At 37.7% G+C, this 18,302-nt stretch carries 15 protein-coding genes and 1 pseudogene; 12 read left to right on the forward strand and 4 right to left on the reverse strand.

All coding sequences use genetic code 11. The annotated features are described in order from the left end of the window. The 6 genes and pseudogenes from F3G69_RS09450 to F3G69_RS03260 form a co-directional block, all read left to right on the forward strand. Positions 1 to 530: pseudogene (locus tag F3G69_RS09450) on the forward strand (LPS-assembly protein LptD); the annotation flags it as partial. Continuing rightward, positions 531 to 1,229: a hypothetical protein gene (locus F3G69_RS03235; RefSeq protein WP_021091548.1), complete on the forward strand. Its 699-nt coding sequence runs from the start codon at positions 531 to 533 to the stop codon at positions 1,227 to 1,229. Continuing rightward, the gene (locus tag F3G69_RS03240; protein WP_149714398.1) at positions 1,219 to 3,417 is read left to right on the forward strand and encodes a polyribonucleotide nucleotidyltransferase; all 2,199 of its coding nucleotides are present in this window, start codon (positions 1,219 to 1,221) and stop codon (positions 3,415 to 3,417) included. Before F3G69_RS03235 ends, F3G69_RS03240 begins: the two co-directional genes overlap by 11 nt. Before the next feature lie 17 nt (positions 3,418 to 3,434). Further along, a complete protein-coding gene (locus F3G69_RS03245) occupies positions 3,435 to 4,286 on the forward strand; it encodes a universal stress protein (protein ID WP_021091781.1) in 852 nt (283 codons plus the stop codon). A gap of 312 nt (positions 4,287 to 4,598) precedes the next feature. Beyond that, positions 4,599 to 8,216 (forward strand): DNA polymerase III subunit alpha, encoded by a 3,618-nt coding sequence (dnaE, locus tag F3G69_RS03255; RefSeq protein WP_149714399.1) that lies wholly within the window; start codon positions 4,599 to 4,601, stop codon positions 8,214 to 8,216. Positions 8,217 to 8,230: 14 nt separating this feature from the next. Next, positions 8,231 to 8,905, forward strand: coding sequence for a DUF6882 domain-containing protein (locus tag F3G69_RS03260; protein WP_188115329.1), 675 nt, complete (start codon positions 8,231 to 8,233; stop codon positions 8,903 to 8,905). On the opposite strand, the gene F3G69_RS03265 is transcribed toward F3G69_RS03260, so the two are convergent. Genes F3G69_RS03265 through F3G69_RS03275 form a run of 3 tightly spaced genes read right to left on the reverse strand, consistent with a single transcriptional unit; the run spans position 8,902 to position 11,383 of the window. Beyond that, positions 8,902 to 9,564: a cysteine hydrolase family protein gene (locus F3G69_RS03265; protein ID WP_149714401.1), complete on the reverse strand. Its 663-nt coding sequence runs from the start codon at positions 9,562 to 9,564 to the stop codon at positions 8,902 to 8,904. The two genes, F3G69_RS03260 and F3G69_RS03265, sit on opposite strands and share 4 nt — an antisense overlap. Beyond that, positions 9,561 to 10,550: a sensor histidine kinase gene (locus tag F3G69_RS03270; protein WP_149714402.1), complete on the reverse strand. Its 990-nt coding sequence runs from the start codon at positions 10,548 to 10,550 to the stop codon at positions 9,561 to 9,563. Before F3G69_RS03270 ends, F3G69_RS03265 begins: the two co-directional genes overlap by 4 nt. Continuing rightward, complete coding sequence (locus F3G69_RS03275) at positions 10,547 to 11,383, reverse strand: DUF234 domain-containing protein (protein ID WP_149714403.1); 837 nt, start codon at positions 11,381 to 11,383, stop codon at positions 10,547 to 10,549. The genes F3G69_RS03270 and F3G69_RS03275 overlap by 4 nt, the downstream gene beginning before the upstream one ends. 110 nt (positions 11,384 to 11,493) lie before the next feature. Between F3G69_RS03275 and F3G69_RS03280 the strand changes: the two genes are divergently transcribed. The 4 genes from F3G69_RS03280 to F3G69_RS03295 all read left to right on the forward strand — a co-directional run bounded on the left by F3G69_RS03280 (position 11,494) and on the right by F3G69_RS03295 (position 15,512). Beyond that, entirely contained in the window at positions 11,494 to 12,825 is a 1,332-nt protein-coding gene (locus F3G69_RS03280) for an aminotransferase class V-fold PLP-dependent enzyme (RefSeq protein WP_149714404.1), read from the forward strand. Next, on the forward strand, positions 12,822 to 13,568 hold the full coding sequence (locus tag F3G69_RS03285) for a hydroxymethylpyrimidine/phosphomethylpyrimidine kinase (RefSeq protein ID WP_149714405.1): 747 nt from the start codon (positions 12,822 to 12,824) through the stop codon (positions 13,566 to 13,568). The genes F3G69_RS03280 and F3G69_RS03285 overlap by 4 nt, the downstream gene beginning before the upstream one ends. Beyond that, entirely contained in the window at positions 13,561 to 14,166 is a 606-nt protein-coding gene (gene thiE / locus F3G69_RS03290) for a thiamine phosphate synthase (RefSeq protein WP_149714406.1), read from the forward strand. The genes F3G69_RS03285 and thiE overlap by 8 nt, the downstream gene beginning before the upstream one ends. 68 nt (positions 14,167 to 14,234) lie before the next feature. Continuing rightward, positions 14,235 to 15,512 (forward strand): aminotransferase class V-fold PLP-dependent enzyme, encoded by a 1,278-nt coding sequence (locus F3G69_RS03295; protein ID WP_149714407.1) that lies wholly within the window; start codon positions 14,235 to 14,237, stop codon positions 15,510 to 15,512. Positions 15,513 to 15,548: 36 nt separating this feature from the next. On the opposite strand, the gene F3G69_RS03300 is transcribed toward F3G69_RS03295, so the two are convergent. After that, a complete protein-coding gene (locus tag F3G69_RS03300; protein WP_103629467.1) occupies positions 15,549 to 16,655 on the reverse strand; it encodes an FtsW/RodA/SpoVE family cell cycle protein in 1,107 nt (368 codons plus the stop codon). A 52-nt stretch (positions 16,656 to 16,707) separates the two neighbouring features. Here F3G69_RS03300 and F3G69_RS03305 point away from each other — a divergent pair, with 52 nt between their 5' ends. Together F3G69_RS03305 and F3G69_RS03310 are read left to right on the forward strand one after the other, a co-directional pair. Continuing rightward, positions 16,708 to 17,679 (forward strand): RluA family pseudouridine synthase, encoded by a 972-nt coding sequence (locus tag F3G69_RS03305; RefSeq protein WP_149714408.1) that lies wholly within the window; start codon positions 16,708 to 16,710, stop codon positions 17,677 to 17,679. Beyond that, positions 17,612 to 18,286, forward strand: a complete 675-nt coding sequence (locus tag F3G69_RS03310) for a fibronectin type III domain-containing protein (RefSeq protein WP_188115330.1) — start codon at positions 17,612 to 17,614, stop codon at positions 18,284 to 18,286. The genes F3G69_RS03305 and F3G69_RS03310 overlap by 68 nt, the downstream gene beginning before the upstream one ends. Positions 18,287 to 18,302: the final 16 nt, after the last annotated feature.

Consider the following 18,302-nt stretch of genomic DNA (forward strand, 5'->3'; position numbering starts at 1 on the left):
GTATTTCTCAAGGATATTACACAAAAGAAGATGAATATTCGAATTTAAAAAATGCTATCTATCTATATCCATTTGAAAATTTAAGCCTTTATAATAAGCTTGAGTATTCGCACAAGAGCAAAGAGCTTAAAAAGATACAAAGTGGATTTTCATACACAAATGATCTATTTTGGCTAAATATGCTTCACACCATGAAGAAAAATGATAGCAAAATAAAAAATAGTGCGACAAAAGATAGCTATTTTACAAGTGGTCTTGGAGTAAAATTACCTCATCAGTATAGTCTTATTGGCGGCTGGCAATATGATATCGAGCGAAGCTACACAAAAAGCTGGAGAGTTGGCGTACTTCACCAAAGAAAATGCTGGAATTACGGGATAATTTATCAACAAGATGTCGAGCCAACAACAACAATAAATGGCTCAGCATCAACCAGAAAAAATGGTATTTATTTCACGATAAATTTCTATCCAATGGGCGGTTTGCACTATGACTTTTCGCAAAGCAGCACAAAATCGAGCGCCAACTAAATGATAACGGCTAAATTTAAGGATCAATTAGAAGCAGCTAGCAAGCTAATTGAAATTTTGCCAAAAAAAGAGCTCGTAGATAAAAAGACAATAGTTGTTTGTATGTCGCTTGAGTCAGTTATACTCACAGATGCAGTTTGTAGAAGCTTAAATTTAAGCTACGAGATGCTCTTTAGTGAGCCAATACCTGCGCCAAATAATAGCGAATGCGACGTTGCAATAGTTAGTGAGACAGAAGATATAGTATTAAACGATAAGCTTATAAAAGCTTTTAATATAAGCTATGACTATATTTATGGCGAAGCGCATAGAAAATATGAAGAAAAAATTTTAAAAAACGTTTATAAATACCGAAAAGGAAATTTGATAGGAGAGCTAAAAGATAAAAATATTTTACTAATCGATGAGGGGTGCGAGACTGGTATGACGGCACTTATTTGCATAAAGACGTTGCTTGATGTGAAGGTAAAATCCATCTCATACGCAACACCAGTGATTGCTACTGATGTCTTTACAAATTTAAATGATATGGTTGATGAAATTTACACGATAAATAAGATCGTTGATTTTATCGATGTGGATTCGTATTACGAGAAAAAGATCGAAGCTACGAGTGAGCGTATCATGTCAATATTAGAAGAGAGCCCTTATTATTTGCCGTTACAAAAACAACAAGGAGATAAAAATAATGCAATATAGTATAGAAGTCAATAATCAGGTTGAAATTTTTGACCTTAATAAAGTAGCAAAACAAGCTAGCGGAGCAGTGCTTTTGAGGGTAAAAAATACCGTAGTTTTAGCAACTGTTGCAAGAGAGGACACACAAGTTGAGGAGGATTTTTTACCTCTAACGGTGCAGTACATCGAAAAAGCTTACGCCGCTGGTAAAATTCCAGGTGGATATGTTAAGCGCGAGACAAAGCCAGGCGACTTTGAAACGCTAACAGCTCGCATCATCGATAGATCTCTTAGACCACTTTTTCCAAAAGGTTACGCATATCCAACTCAAATCGTTGTAATGGTGCTTTCAGCTGATCCTGAGGTTGATTTGCAAGTTGTAAGCCTAAATGCAGCCTCAGTTGCACTATATCTTAGCGACATCCCAGTAAATCGCCCAGTTTGTGGAGTGAGAGTTGGTTATATAGATGAAAAATTTGTGATCAACCCAAGCAACTCTGAACTAAAACAAAGTGCGATCGATCTTTATGTAGCTGGCACAAAAGATGAGCTTTTGATGATAGAGATGAGAAGCTTGCCTCAGCAAACTACGCAGCTTATCCCAATGGTTGCGATTGAGCCGATGATAGATCCGAGCTTAAGTGATAGCATGGCTCAAAAACAGCTGATGAATGAATTTAGCGAAGATATGATGGTTGAGGCGATTGATTTTGCTGGTAAGGCGATACTAAGAGCTAGCAGTGCTTACGAAGAAGCTTTCAAAGAGCATAAAAAAGAGGACGCTGCGCTTGAGCTAAAACCTGAGATAGAAAATGAAAATATCGCTATTTACATCGATAAATTTTATAAAGCTGAAGTCAAAAATGCGATCAATCAAATGGCAAAAAGCGAGCGCGCTAGCGAACTTAGCAAGATCGCGAAACAAATTTCAAGTGATGAGGTCGCTCAAAAAGAGGGCTGGGACGAGGCTGTCATCACAAATGTCCTTGGCAAATATAAAAAGAAAATCGTAAGAGAGCAGATCATAAACGAGGGTGTAAGGGCTGATGGACGTGGTCTTGAAGAGGTTAGGCCTATTAGTATCGAAACAAATGTGCTTCCAAATGCACATGGCTCATGCCTCTTTACAAGAGGACAGACACAAGCCCTAGTTGTCACTACTCTTGGCACTGACAGTGACGCTCAAATGTATGACATCCTCACTGAAAAAGTACCTTTTGTAGAGAAATTTATGTTTAACTACAACTTCCCAGGCTTTAGCGTAGGTGAGGCAAGTCCACTAAAAGCTCCTGGTAGACGTGAGCTTGGACATGGAAATTTAGCCAAACGTGCCCTTGCGCCAAGTATCGATCTAGCTTCTCCATACACAATAAGAGTCGTTTCAGAAATTTTAGAGAGCAACGGCTCAAGCTCGATGGCTAGCGTTTGCGGTGGCTCGCTCGCACTTAGAGCAGCTGGCGTAAATACTTTAAAACTTGTCGCAGGTGTCGCTATGGGACTAATATTTGAAGGCGATAAGCATGCAGTGCTAACAGATATCATGGGACTTGAAGATCATGACGGCGATATGGACTTTAAAGTAGCAGGCACAAGTGATGGCATCACAGCGCTTCAGATGGATATTAAGCTTGGTGGCATTAGCTTAGAAGTGCTAAAAGAGGCACTTTATCAAGCAAAACGTGGTAGAGAGCATATCTTATCCTTGATGGCAGAAGCGGATAAAAATATAGAAATAAATGAAGATGTGCTTCCAAAACTTGAATTATTTAGTGTCGATCCAAGCAAGATCGTAGACATCATCGGACAAGCTGGCAAGACTATAAAAGAGATCATTGAGAAATTTGAAGTCTCAATCGATCTTGATAGAGAAAAAGGCGAGGTAAAAATCGCAGGTGGTGCAAAGAAAAATGTTGATGCAGCAAAAGACTACATCATTTCCATCACTTCAAAAGACAATGGACGTTCATTTGGTAAAAAGCCATTTAAGCACGACAAAGAGCGTTCAAAACCAAATTTTAATATCGGTGATGAGTTTTTGGGAACCGTAAAGAGTGTGGTTGATTTTGGTGTGTTTATCGAGCTAAAAGATGGCATTGATGGCTTGCTTCATATCTCGAAGATAAAAGCTCCATTAAATGTAGGTGATCAGGTCAAAGTATGTGTGAGCGAGCAAAAAGGAAATAAAATTTCGCTCTCTTTAGTCGAATAAATTTTAAAGGACAGATGATGAAATACAAAAAGTTGCTTTTTCCAATAGGAGCTGGAGACGATATCGAGCCAAGAATTTATGGTGCCCTAAAGGTTGCTCAGTGGTTTAACACACATATGGAAATTATGACTTGCCAGCTCGACCCAAGCGTAGTTTATAATATGAAAATGACGCTTCGTGGAGGAGTGCTTTTTGAAGAATTTCTAAAATCAGCTAAATCTGAACTAGCTGTCGAGCATGAAGAGAATGAGAAAATTTTCAATAAAATTTGTGCTGAGCTTGGCATAAAAGTAACTAGTGAAATCATTGAAGATGTTTGCACTGCAAATTTTACGATCCATAGCGGCAAAAGAAGCGCGATAGTGGAGCAAGAGAGTAAATTTTGCGACCTAGTTGTGGCTGCTGTGCCACTTGATGGAAAGATCACTGGTACATTTGAGTCAGCTGTTTTAAAAAGTGGTAAAAATGCGATTGTAATCCCTAGAAAAATGCGTGAGTTTAAAGCTGATAATATCCTTGTTAGCTGGACAGGCACTACTCAAAGCTCAAGGGCTTTAACAGGCTCGATAGATCTTTTAAAAAAGGCGAAAAAGGTTCAGTGCATTACCTCAAAAGCAAGCCTTGGCGATAATGCTGAACTAAATCTTAAAAAGCTTGAAGAGTACTTCAAAATTCATGGCATATCAGCCACTTTTGAAGTGATCGCTACCACGATGATACCTGGTGAAGCACTTTTGAAAGCAGCTATTGATAGAAATGCTGATCTAATCGTTGCTAGCAGATATGGTGAAAATGGTCTTATGGAAATGGTGCTTGGTGGCACTTCAAGATTTTTCTTAGAACACACAAATATCCCAGTTTATCTATAATGGATTGCGGCTTAGTCCGCGATCTAATTCTTTTTCACTTTATAGATTTTCAAATTCCATTTACTTATAAGAATTGACTACTAAATTTTGGCTTCACTGACCGCTTAACTCAAATTTTAGAGCCGAAATTATTCGCTCATAAATTTTAAAATTTACAAGACCTTAATAGCATAGTGCGTCAGATGGCAGCGCGCTTCGTTCTTAGCTGCAAACTACAAATTCTATAAATTTTTTAAAGCTCACATTAAGTTTTCATCAAGCACCTTATTAGCCAAAATTTTGTAAAATCCACTCATTAAAAAAGGATAAAAAATGAGTGAAAATTCTAGCTTTACACACCTGCATTTACACACCGAATACTCCCTTCTTGACGGAGCGAACAAGATAAAAGAGCTAGCTCATGTGCTTCATGATAGAGGCGACACAGCAGCAGCGATTACTGATCACGGCAATATGTTTGGAGCGATAGATTTTTACAAGGCGATGAAAAAAGAGGGGATAAAACCGCTAATTGGCATCGAAGCTTACGTTCATAATGGCGAGCAGCTTGATGACAAGAGTACTAAACAGCGCTTTCACCTTATACTAATCGCCAAAAACGAGACTGGCTATAAAAATTTAATGTATCTTAGCTCCATGAGCTACATCGAGGGCTTTTACTACTATCCTCGTATCAATAAAAAAATTTTAAAAGAGCACAGCGAGGGCTTGGTTTGTAGCTCTGCTTGCTTGCAGGGCGAGGTGAGTTGGCATCTAAATTTAAGTGATCGCAATGTGAAATTTGGCGCAAAGGGCTATGAGAGAGCAAAAGAGGTCGCGCTTGAGTATAAAGAAATTTTTGGAGATGACTTTTATCTTGAGATTATGCGTCACGGCATCGGCGATCAAAAACGCATTGATGATGACATTTTACGCATCGCCAAAGAGACTGGCATAAAGGTTATCGCTACAAACGATACTCACTACACTTTTAAAGAGCGAGCCGACGCACATGAGGTTTTTATGTGCATCGCGATGAACAAAACTTTAGATGATCCAAACCGACTTCGCCACAGCGTCCATGAATTTTTTGTAAAAAGCAAAGAGCAGATGAGTGAGCTATTTTTAGATATCCCTGAAGTGATAGAAAATACCCAAGAGATCGTAGATAAGTGCAATCTTGAGATCAAGCTTGGCAACCCAACTCCGCCAAATTTTAAATTTACGCTTGAGTATGCTAAAGAGAGAAATTTAACACTTCCAGAGCCAGAAAATAGATATAGCTTTAAAAATGATGCTTTATTTTTTGAATATGAATGCAGAAAGGGGCTTGAAGAGAGGCTAAAATTTGTCCCTGAAAATTTACATGACGAATACAAAAAGCGCCTTGAGATAGAGATTGGCATCATAAATAAAATGAATTTCCCAGGCTACATGATGATCGTTTGGGACTTCATAAATGAGGCTAAAAGTAGAGGCGTGCCTGTTGGTCCAGGACGTGGTTCTGCGGCTGGTAGCTTGGTCGCTTACTCGCTAAAGATCACTGACCTTGATCCAATCCCATACAACCTACTTTTTGAGAGGTTTCTAAACCCAGAGCGTGTTAGTATGCCAGATATCGACGTGGATTTTTGTCAAAGTAGGCGTGGCGAGATAATTGACTATGTTACGCAAAAATATGGAAAATTTAACGTTGCTGGCGTTATTACATTTGGTAAATTGCTCGCAAAAGGTGTCATTAGGGATGTTGCTAGGGTTTGTGATATGCCTTACGCCGAAGCCGATGCGATGGCAAAGTTAATACCTGATGAACTTGGTATTACGCTAAAAGATGCTTATGAAAAAGAGCCAAAGATAGCTGAGCTAATAAACCAAAATCCAAAGGCAGCTAAAATTTGGAAATTTGCACTTGATCTTGAGGGGCTAAATAGAAACGCTGGTCAGCACGCAGCAGGTGTCGTTATTTCAAATGAGGAGCTTTGGAATAAAACTCCGCTATTTCGTCAGCCAAACAGCCCAGAAGATCGATATGTTACGCAGTATAGCCTTAAATATCTTGAGGATGTTGATTTAATTAAATTTGACTTTCTTGGACTAAAAACACTAACGGTTATCGATAATGCCATAAAACTGGTAAAACAACGAACTGGTAAGGATATCATTTGGGAACAGATCGATAAAAACGATTCTAATGTTTATAAAATGATACAAAGCGGCCAAGCGATAGGAATTTTCCAAATCGAGGGCGAGGGCATGAGAAAGCTAGGAACTAGCTTGCGTCCAGACTGCTTTGAGGATATCGTCGCGATGCTAGCGCTCTACCGCCCAGGACCGATGGAAAGTGGCATGCTTGATGACTTTGTCAAAAGAAAACATGGCGAGGCCGAGATAACCTACTCATTTAAAGAGCTTGAGCCAATCCTTGCGCCAACATACGGTGTCATCGTCTATCAAGAGCAAGTTATGCAAATCGTTCAAGCCATAGGTGGCTTTAGCCTTGGTGGAGCGGATCTTGTGCGCCGTGCGATGGGTAAAAAGATCAAAGAAGAGATGGACAGGCTAAAGGGTGAGTTTGTAAAAGGTGCTGAGGCAAAAGGGCTAAATGGACAAAAAGCAGACGATCTTTTTGAGCTAATTGTAAAATTTGCAGGATATGGTTTTAATAAATCTCACTCCGCAGCTTACGCTTATGTTACCTTTCAAACAGCTTATCTTAAGGCCTATTATCCGGCTGAATTTATGGCGGCACTTCTTACAAGCGAAGAGAGCAACGTCGATAAGATCGTTCGCTATATCGATGAGATAAAACGCATAAATATAGATACTTTGCCGCCATCTATAAATAAATCAACTAAAGAATTTAGCGTCGTTAAAAATGGCGATCATGACGGCATTATCTTTGGGCTTGGTGCGATTAAAGGCGTTGGCGGAGCGGCTATTGAAAACATTATCACTGAGCGTGAAGCAAATGGCGAGTTTAAGAGTATGGACGACTTTGTCTCAAGGATCGATCCATTTAAAGTAAATAAAAAGGTCTTTGAAAGCCTCATAAAAGCTGGTTGCTTTGATGAGTTTGGCTTTAGTCGCAAGATGCTTATGCAAAATGTAGAAAATATCATAGAAGCTTGCAAAAGTGCTGCTCAGATCCGTAAAAATGCAGTTGAGAGCTTGTTTGGCGAAGATGAGAGCATGAACGATGTGAAGATAAATTTTGTCACGATAAATGATGAATTTGACATCAAACAAATTTTAAAATTTGAGCAAGAGAGCGTTGGTATCTACCTCTCAGGCCACCCACTTGATGATTATAAAGACGAGATCAACAAGATAAAATACACTCTAAGCTCAGAATTTGAGAGCTTGCCACAAAGTGCAGAAATTTTAGTCGTTGGGAAGATCGAAGACTTTAGCACAAGGATAACCAAAAGTGGCAAGAAAATGGGCACTATAAACGTGCTTGATTTTCACGGAAATATCGAGATCGCAGTCTTTGAAAGAGAGCTTGGCAACATCGAAGATATAGTAAAAGATGAAGCAAAACGCGACCTGCCTTATGCTTTTAGGATAAATATCACAAAAGATGATCAATTTGTAAGGACAAATTTAAACGAGGTTTATAGCCTAGAAGATGCACAAAATTTAGACTTTAAGACAAGAAAGCTAAAACAAAACTCTAAATTTAGCAAAAATGAAGAGGCGAGCGCCCCTCAAAAAGTAAGAGAGTATGCTGAGCTAGAGGTACTTTTATGCCTTAGTGAGCTTAGCAAAGATAAGATAACTAACCTTTATAATCTTGGCTATAACGAACATATAAAAAGTGGCACGAACAATGATAAGCGTCTTGTTATTAAGATAAAAAATGAAAATACAGCTCAAATTTTTGTCTATAAGACAAAATTTGTTGTAAATGACAGCTTTAAAGAAAAAGCACTTCAAGCAATAGCTTGCTAATGCCCGGAGAAGCGATGTTTTTAGATAAGCTTGGCATAGATAAAAGTAACTGGAGCGAGCTTTTTAGCGCATGTGTTGGCAAAGCGACATTACTTCAAAAACGTGTATTTAAGCTACTTGTTGAAGGTAGCAACTGGCAGGTTGATTTTGATAGTGGCAAAATTTACTTTGATGAGCGTGAGTTTGACATGCAGTTTATCGGCTCTGAAAGCTTCTCGTCAAATACGTGGCTTTGTGGTTATGAAAATATAAATGGCTTTGATGAGCGGTTGCTCAAGCTTGCAAATAAGGCACGTGAGTTTGGCGAGAAATTTGGACTTAGTGCGTTTAGCACGCCACGATTTGAGCTAGATGGAAATTTCAATGGCCATACGATTAGTATGGTTCTTTGCACCGCTTTTGATGAGCAAAATTATTATAGGATAGAGTACGAGGGTGGAGCGGCGTATGTGGCTTTTAGAGCGGATGTGGTCTTTGAAGAGCCAGTGCTAGCAAATGAGCTTTTGAGCGTAGTAAATGAGTGTTTAAGCACTTACGATCTAGATCACAAAATCCTTGTCAAAGGACTTTTGCTAAGCTGTGATATGAAATTTAGCGAAAGTCCTAATGAGATCGTAGCGAATAAAAACGAGCTTAGCTTTAAATTTGACGAGCTAAATAGGCTCATAAATATTTCAAGCAAGCTTTAAAATTTAATACTCTTTACCACATCAGCACCAAGTGCTAGCTTCATATGAAGAGAAAACATCTCGTGGTAAAAATCGCCATTGTGTCCTGGTATGTCATATGTTTGCGTAAGATCAAACGGCACGATAACTCTTACTTTTTTATTATATTCATTGGCTCGTAGTTTAAGATAACTAACGCACTGATAAACGCACATATCAGTGCAATCTCCAGTAACAATAAAAGTGTCAATTTGTGGGTTTTGCTCTAAAAATTTCTCAAATTCTTTATTAAACGCAATGCTTAAAGAGTTTTTATAAAATGTCTTGATCTCTTTAAAAAAGCTTAGATCCTCTATCTCTTTTACAGTTTTTATCTCATTTGTATCAAGTATGGCATGTGGCAGAAAATTCTCAAATTCTTTTGAATCACTGGTGTGTCTATCTTCTATAAGGATAAAATTTCTAAAACCAAAATCTCTCCACGCTCTATCAAAAAGTGTCGCGATCCCTTTTGATAAGTCAGCTACTCTTTGACTAGAGAGCGCGCCACTGCCAGCAAAAGCCTCTATCATATCGATACAGATAAATGCAACGTTTTTTGCTCCATCGTTTGAAATTTCTCTTAAATCAAGCGTTTGAAGAGATTTTTTAAAAGCCTCAAGTTCGTTTTGTATTTTCATTCTTTCTCCTTTATTGGTAAATTTATGCAAAATGTTTTTGGATTTAGTGTGATCTCGATACTGCCTTTGTGAGCCTCTATGATCTGCAAGCAAAGGTGTAGTCCAAGGCCGTTTCCTTTTAGCTTGCTGCTTTTAAATGGCTCAAAAACTATAGCTTTATCTTTGATAGGCTCGCCACTATCATAAATGATAAATTTATGCTCACTCGGTGTTTTTTCATAGCTTAAAATGATCTCTCCTTCATCATCATCGCTCTCTTCGATAGCATCAATGGCGTTAAATAAAATATTTTGAAAGACGATGGCTAGTAGATCAAGATCGCCCGTATATTTGCCATCTGGAAATTCTAGGCTAAATCTAATATCCTTTGAATAGTCGTAAAAATTTATAGCCTCTTCGCACTCTTTTTTAAGTTGTGAAAAGTCAAAAATTTGTGCATTTATGTTAAGGCCTTTTGTGAAAAGTAGAGTGGCTTTGATTATGCGTTCGACTCGCCATGTAGCTTTTTGTATTTGATTTACGATAGGCTTTGTGCGCTCATCAGCTCTTTTAAGTAGAGTTGAAGCTAAAAGCGAGATAGAGCCTACTGGATTTCTGATCTCGTGGGCTAGGTGAGCCGCTACTTGGCCCATAGAGGCAAGCCGCTCGGTGCGTTTTTCTACTGTTATATTTGTTGCAGAGATTATTAGTTTATTGTCTTTAGAGCTTGTTTTAAAAAGATAAATTTGCCCATCTACATTTATCTCGCCCTCTTTTTTTGGTATCTCTTTAAAAATTTTACCAAGTCTTACTGCTTCTGAGTTTTGTAAAAAGATCTCATCATTTTCATCTAACACCCAGATAGCATTTGGCAAAATTTCTACAATATCTTTAATGAAATTTTGCAAGTTTGCGTAAGATGATGTTAAATTTTTATATTCGTTTTCTATCAGATAAGTCTGCTCTATCAGGCTTTTTAAGCCAGCTTGGATATCGTGTTCGTTCATTTTAAAAGTTCCTCAAAATCGCTAATTTTATAAAGCCTTAGCCTTTCATCTTTTAAATTTCTTAGCTCGCTACTAAATCCACTCTTTGAAAAAAGAGCGATAATATCTGGCTTGATATTTAGTTTTTCGCATTTTTTTAATAGTAAATTTAGCACGTTTTTACAAACCTTTCTCTCTTTGTATTTTGCCTCGCCAACTATGATCTTGCCACCTATATTTAATAGCATATCAAGCTCTATATTTCTGCTCCAAAAGCTACTTAAAAATATGCCATTAATCATAAATTTTTTTGCCATTAGCTCACCACATAAAATTTCAAATCCAAGGCTTGCATATTCGTCAAATTCTTTTTTTATAATGGCTAAAATTTCATCATTTTTACCAGCTTTTAGCAAGCTTAAATTTGGCTCTATAAATCTAAACCAAAACCTTGAAAAATGGCTATTAAAATGTATTTTATCCTCAACTTTATAGCCCCTTTCTTCTTTTTTTAGCATTTGGTTTTTTGATCTTTTTGGCAGTACTTCTCTGCTTTTCTCAAGTAGTAAAAAGTTCTTTTCAAAAAGCTTTGCATAGACTTTGCTAGCTAAGCTTTGAGGTAAAATTTTATTTACATTAAATTTTTTTCTATCGCTTCGTGCGAGTTTTATGAGGGCAGATTTTATAGCATCGTTTGTATCGGACTCGAAGTAAAATTTTGGCATCAAGGCTAAGAAGTTGTTTAAAATTTCAGCCTCGATCGCTTCAAAAACATCATAATATGAGTGCTTTAAATCAAACTCATCAAAGACGAGATGAAATTTAATAAGTTCATTTATATCAAGGTGTTTCATTCGCTCAAATGTTGATTTTAAAGCTTTTATATTGGCTCCTTTATTTGGGCATTGTAGTATATTTTAGCTAAAGTAATCTATAATGCTACGCAAAAAACAAGGGTTGTGATTTGGTAAATTTAGAGCACATTAGAGAAAATATAATTTTAAAAAATGGTATTTATTATTTTGACTTTACAGCTTCAGGGCTAGCTTATAAACCTATCGAAGATGAGATAGCAAAAATACTTCAAACTTACGCAAATACGCACTCTATCAGCTCATCAAATGCCTATAAAACCGCTCAAATTTATGAAGATTCAAGACGTGAATTAAAAAGCTTGCTAGGACTTGATGAGAGCTTTTATCTTTTTACTTGTGGCAATGGAGCTACCGGTGCGATAAAGAAATTTCAAGAAATTTTAGGAATTTATGCACCGCCAGCATTAAAAAAAAGATATGCCCTAAAGCCAGATGAAAATTCTCCACTTGTGGTGCTTGGCCCTTATGAGCATCATTCAAATGAGATAAGCTTTAGGCAAGCACTTTGTGAGGTTGAGCGTATCAGGCTTGATAAAAATGGAGGGATCGACTTTAATCATTTGGAGCAAATTTTAAGGATAAATGTCGGTCGTGAGATCATCGCAACTTTTAGTGTGGCTTCAAATGTGACTGGGGTTTTGAGCGACTACCGCAAAATTTACACTCTTATAAAATCTTATGGCGGCATTGTGGCATTTGATGCTGCAAGCTTTAGCGCTTATGGAAATATTGATTGTGACTATTTTGATGCTCTTTTTTTATCGCCACATAAATTACTTGGTGGAGTTGGAAGTTGTGGGCTTCTTGCTATAAAAAAGATACTTGCAAACTCAGATGAGCCGACATTTGCTGGTGGTGGAACGGTAAGTTATGTCAGCAAAAACTACGCTATATTTGTAAAAGATAGTGAGCAGCTAGAAGAGGCTGGCACTCCGCCTATTTTAGGACTTATAAGGGCAAATTTGGCCTATAGGCTAAGAAATGAGATAGGATTTGGGACAATATATGAAAACGAGAGCGAGCTTGGAGAGTATTTGGAAAAAAGACTAGCAGAAATTCCTGAGCTTACGTGCTATCATCCAAATAACATAAAGCGTTTGCCGATATTTTCTTTTAATGTGGCCGGTGTTTCGCCTTATGAACTAGCTAAAGTTTTAAGCAAAGAATATGGCATTCAAACGCGTGCAGGATGTTCTTGCGCTGGGCCATATGGACATGATCTGCTTCATTTAAAAGAAGATGCACTATTTACCCATAAGCCAGGCTGGGTAAGGGCTGGACTCCACTATACGCATACGCTACAAGACGTGGATTATTTAGTAGATGCATTAAAAAATAGCATTAAAAAGTATTCAAGTAGTTGGAAAGTCGATGATCCTTTTAGTGTTGATAAAATTTCAGGTTGCAAGGGAGATAGATGAAAAATATATTAATCATTGCAGGAAGTGATAGTGTTGGTGGTGCTGGCGTGCAGGCTGATATTAAGACATGCGAGGCATTTTCTTGCTACGCGGCGACGGCTATTACGGCTCTTACGGCACAAAACACAAATGGCGTTAGCAATATCTTTGCTACAAATGCTACAAATCTAAATGAGCAGATCAAAATGGTAGACGAAGAGCTAAACATAGATGCCATAAAGGTTGGTATGCTTTTTAATAAAGAGCTTATATCTTGCGTTGGTTCTTGGCTTGAAAAATTTCATAAGCAAGGCATTAAAATAGTAATAGACCCAGTTTGCGTAGCAAAATCAGGCTCAAAGCTTCTTGAAGATGATGCGATAGCAAGCTTAAAAGAGCTTTTTAAATTTGCAGACATTATCACGCCAAATATCGATGAAGCCAAAGTTTTGGAACTTGATAGCAAAAATTTACCTTGCGATATGATCTTAAAGCGAAGCACGGTTGCAGAAATTTGTGAAGATACTCTTTTTAAAAAAAATGGTGACGTGCTTAAATTTAAAGAGCCACTAATAAAACCAGAGATCATGCACGGGGCTGGATGTAGCTTTGCAAGTGCGCTGGCTTGCTTGCTCGCAAATGGATACACCAAAGAAGAGGCCATAAAACTAGCCAAAAAATACATTTTAAATGCTATTAAAAATGCAATTACGACAAAATTTGGCAAACGTCTACTAAATCATAAAGTTGGCATAAGTGATTGAAATTTATGCGATTAGCGACGATGTGTTGATGCCTGAAAATTTAGCCTTGCAATACACTAAAGAAATTTTAGAGTGTGGGGTGAAATTTTTTCAATTTCGCTCTAAAAAAATACCCAAAGATGAGAGGCTAGCTAGTGAAATTTTCAACTTATGCGAAAAATTTGGGGCTAGATTTATCGTAAATGATGATATTTTATTTGCTGCTAATATCGGGGCAAAGTCCGTGCATTTGGGAAAAGATGATGCGAGCATAAAAGAAGCGTTTGAAATTTTAGGAGATGATGCTTACGTGGGAGTTAGCTGCTATGATAGCTTGGAGCTTGCCATTAGGGCAAAACAAAATAGTGCTAGCTATGTGGCTTTTGGAGCGATGTTTAAAAGTCCAACAAAACCAAATGCGCCGCTTTGCAAGGCACAAACCATATCACAAGCAAAAGAAATGGGAATGAATGTATGTGTCATAGGAGGCATAAATGCTAGCAATATTGCAAGCGTCGCTAGAGTAAAGCCAGACATGGTCGCCTTAATATCTGCTATCTATAAAGATGGCACAATAAAGAAAAATATAGAAAATTTACAAAGAAATTTATTGCTTTAAAAGATGCTTGTTTTGCAAGATTTTTTATGAAAATTTAATTATAATCCCTGCTTTAAAAAAGGAAAACATTGCTAAATATCGATGAAGTAAGAAAAAATATCATTTTAAAAGAAGGCCTTTACTATTTTGACTACACGGCTTCAGGTCTTGCTTATAAGCCCATTGAAGATGAAATTTTAAAATTTTTAAAAACCTACGCAAACACTCACTCAGATAGTAGTTCAAGCGCAGTACTAACGCAAAAATACTACGAAAATGCAAGAGCTGAGCTAAAAAGCTTATTAGGTCTTGATGATAGTTTTTATCTTATCGCGACTGGTCAAGGAGCGACGGCTGCAATAAAGAAATTTCAGGAGATAGTGGGAATTTATATCTCACCAGCTACAAGAGCTTTGATCGGCGAAGCAAATTTAAGAAATTTAAACTTGCCACTAGCGATCATTGGCCCTTATGAGCATCACTCTGTTGAAGTTAGCTTAAGAGAAGGGCTTTGTGATATAAAACGTATAGAGCTTGATGAAAGCAATGAGATAGACTATGCGATGCTTGAGAATACATTAAAGCAAAATGCAAAAAGAAAGATAATAGCTAGCTTTAGTGCCGCCTCAAACGTCACTGGCGTTAAAACTAATTATAAAAAAATTTACTCGCTGATTAAAAAATATAATGGCATTTTGGCTCTTGATGCAGCCACTCTTAGTGCTTATGAAAATATTGATTGCAGATATTTTGACGCACTGTTTCTCTCGCCTCACAAGCTACTTGGAGGAGTTGGGAGTTGTGGGCTTTTGGCTATCAAAAAAGATCTTTGTAAAAATTTGCCTACATTTGCAGCAGGAGGCACAGTCAAGTACGTAAGCAGGACATCACATATTTTTACTAATGAAGTTGAAAATTTAGAAGAGGGTGGCACGCCACCGATAATGCAGCTAATGCGTGCAAATTTAGCCTACAAACTAAGAAACGAAATCGGGCTTAATAATATAAAAGTAGCTGAATGTGAACTAGGTGAGATGTTTTGTAAAGAGCTAGAAAAGATAGATGAGGTGATAAATTATTGCCCTGAAAATTTAGACAGATTGCCTATTTTTGCATTTAATGTAAAAGGCATTTCGCCTTATGATTTTGCTGCTAGTTTAAGTAGTGATTTTGGTATACAAACGCGTGCAGGCTGTGATTGCGCTGGGCCGTATGGACATGATCTGCTTAATTTAAAAGATAATACCATTTTTGAAGCAAAACCTGGCTGGGTACGTGTTAGCATTCACTATACGCATACAAAAGAGGATATAAAATATCTTATAAATGCCATAAAATCTTGCATCAAAAAATACAAAGTAGGGTAGGACAAAACTATATATTTGATACTTGTGGAGAAATTTTTAGAATCGAATTTTTATAAAGCTATAAGTTCTATCAAATCTAAAAGTTAGCAAATTTTGCAAAATTCCAAAAAGTACCATAAACGTAACAAAGCTGCTTCCGCCGTAACTAAAAAATGGTAGCGGCACACCTACAACTGGTGCAAAACCGATCGTCATCGAGACATTTACACCCACATAAACGAAAATAAGTGCAGCAATCCCCGTGGTGGTAACTTGCGTAAAATAGTCGTTTTTTAGACCGTAATTTAAACTTAAAAGATGTGTTATAAGTGCTCCATAAAGCCCAAGTAGAAATAATCCACCATAAAAGCCAAAACGCTCGATATTGTAGGCAAAGATGAAGTCACTAGTGGCGATTGGCAAAAATTTAAAGTGCGTCTGCGTCGCTTCGTCCTTTGGCTTGCCTTTGAGTCCGCCGCTACCTATGGCGATGATACTTTGTTTGACGTGATAGCTTGGCTCTTCAGCGATGAAATCGTGAATCCTCTTTTTTTGATAGTCATGTAAATTTTCATACAAAACCGGCGCCAAAAAGCCTATCGCAAGGATGATAGTGATCCAAATTTTCTTATTTACGCCGATGACAAAAAGAATAGTGTAGCCAACTATCAAAAGTATGAGCGCAGTGCCAAGATCAGGCTCTTTCATGATGAGCACAAATGGTAAAAGTATATAAAAACTAAGTCTTAAAAAATCTTTTACTCCGTATCCATTAGCCTCTGGAGGACGCTGTTTGATGAGATAGGCTAACATCAGCAAAAAGGCTGGCTTCATCAGTTCTGATGGCTGAAGCGTGAAGTGAACAAAGGGAATTTCTAGCCAGCGCCTAGCGCCTAGTTTGCTAACGCCAAAGAGATCAACGCTTAAAAGCAGCACGATGCAGACCCAGTAAAACATCGGAATGATCCAGTCGATACGCCTAATGGGCAGTAAAAATGCTACGCAAAATGATGCAAAACCTATGCCAAAATATATAAGCTGTTTGTTTGCTAAGATATCGTTTGCTTCGGAAACTAGGATATATGAAATTATGATAATTGGGATTATTAAAAACGGCTGAATAAAATCAAAATGTGTTAAAATACGCCGATCTAGTTTTATCAAGAAGCAAACCTTAATTTTTGGGCTAGATTATATCACAAACAAGGCTTTGATTTTGGTTAAATTTAATGTTTTAAATAGCTCAAGACTCGACGTAGCAGTAGCCAAAGAGCTTCAAATTTCACGCAATCAAGCTTTAAATTTGATAAAAGACTCCCTTGTAAGTGTAAATTTAAAACCAATCTTAAAACCAAGCTTTTTGTTAAGTGAAAACGATGAAATTTGCGTAAATTTTGCCCCAAAAAAAGAGGTGCAAAACGAATACGAAGTAAATTTTGACATCCCTATCATCTACGAAGATGACGATCTAATAGTGCTAAACAAGCCCCCACAAATCGTCGTCCATCAAGCTCCAAGTGTAAAAGAGGCGACACTTGTTGAATGGCTAAATAAAAAGGGCTTTATGCTCTCAAATTTAAATGGCGACGTAAGAGCTGGCATCGTCCACCGACTAGATAAAGGTACGAGCGGTGCTATCGTCGTTGCTAAAAACAACTTCACCCACGCAAAACTAAGCGAGCAGCTAAGCGATAAGAGCATGGGGCGAATTTATCTAGCACTCACCGACTTACCGCTAAAAGAGGATGTCATCATCGAAAAGCCAATCGGTAGAAATCCAAATAACCGCCTAAAAAAGGCGATCGTCACAGATGCTAAATTTGCAAAAAGTGCCTTTGTAAATTTGCTAAGCGAAGGCGGAGTAAATTTGATAGCAGCAAAACTTTTTACAGGCAGGACTCATCAGATAAGAGTGCACCTGTCTAGCATAAACCGCCACATTTTAGGCGATGATTTATACGGATTTAAGAGCCAAGGCGATAAAATAAGCAGGGTTATGCTTCACGCTTATATGCTCTATTTTATCCATCCCAGAACTGGCAAAAGGGTAGAATTTACCGCAAAAACGTATGATGACTTTAACCAGATAATTTACAAAAAAATTCCCAAGGAGATTTTTGATGAAAAAATTTGCCCTACGCATATTGACACCATTTTTAGCAGTTTTCTTAGCGGGATGCGGCTCTAGCGTACCGACTCAGCAAAGTATGTCACTGCCTACGATTACAAGTTTAAAAACTATTTCAGATATGACAGAAGTTGGCTTCGAGTGGAATCCAGTGACCGATGAGAGCGTCGTTGGCTACTATCTTTACCGCTCAAATCCAAATGATGCAAACTCAAAAATGCAACTAGTTGCAAACATAAAAGACCGCTTTGCTACGCACTATGTGGATCGTGATCTAGCTCCAGAGACAACTTACTCATACCAAATGAGAACCTACTCAAGTAACGCCATCTCTCAACCGGGCACGATCGCAACAGCAACTACAAAGCCACTGCTTGACTCAGTACCGTTTTCGCAAGCTATTACAGGGCTTCCAGGACGTGTAAAAGTTATCTGGAGACCACATCCTGATAGCACCGTGGCAAGCTATATTATTCAAAGAAGTGATGCAGGAGCTAATAAATTTAGCCAAATCGCAGAGGTAAATGGCAGACTAAATGCCGAATATATCGATACTGAGGTAAAGCCTGGTAAGTCTTATGAATATAGAATTTTAGTTAAAACTTCTTCAGGTGTTGTCTCAAAACCAAGCCAAAATATCAGTGCAACGACAAAGGAGTTACCCTAAATCAGTAACAAACCTT

Source organism: Campylobacter concisus (genome assembly GCF_902460625.1).
Taxonomy (GTDB): Bacteria; Campylobacterota; Campylobacteria; order Campylobacterales; family Campylobacteraceae; genus Campylobacter_A; species Campylobacter_A concisus_AD.

Coding starts and splice junctions, on each gene's coding strand:
- F3G69_RS03235 (WP_021091548.1), top strand. CDS start 531: ATGATAACGGCTAAATTTAAGGATCAATTAGAAGCAGCTAGCAAGCTA.
- F3G69_RS03240 (WP_149714398.1), top strand. CDS start 1,219: ATGCAATATAGTATAGAAGTCAATAATCAGGTTGAAATTTTTGACCTT.
- F3G69_RS03245 (WP_021091781.1), top strand. CDS start 3,435: ATGAAATACAAAAAGTTGCTTTTTCCAATAGGAGCTGGAGACGATATC.
- dnaE (WP_149714399.1), top strand. CDS start 4,599: ATGAGTGAAAATTCTAGCTTTACACACCTGCATTTACACACCGAATAC.
- F3G69_RS03260 (WP_188115329.1), top strand. CDS start 8,231: ATGTTTTTAGATAAGCTTGGCATAGATAAAAGTAACTGGAGCGAGCTT.
- F3G69_RS03265 (WP_149714401.1), bottom strand. CDS start 9,564: ATGAAAATACAAAACGAACTTGAGGCTTTTAAAAAATCTCTTCAAACG.
- F3G69_RS03270 (WP_149714402.1), bottom strand. CDS start 10,550: ATGAACGAACACGATATCCAAGCTGGCTTAAAAAGCCTGATAGAGCAG.
- F3G69_RS03275 (WP_149714403.1), bottom strand. CDS start 11,383: ATGAAACACCTTGATATAAATGAACTTATTAAATTTCATCTCGTCTTT.
- F3G69_RS03285 (WP_149714405.1), top strand. CDS start 12,822: ATGAAAAATATATTAATCATTGCAGGAAGTGATAGTGTTGGTGGTGCT.
- F3G69_RS03310 (WP_188115330.1), top strand. CDS start 17,612: ATGAAAAAATTTGCCCTACGCATATTGACACCATTTTTAGCAGTTTTC.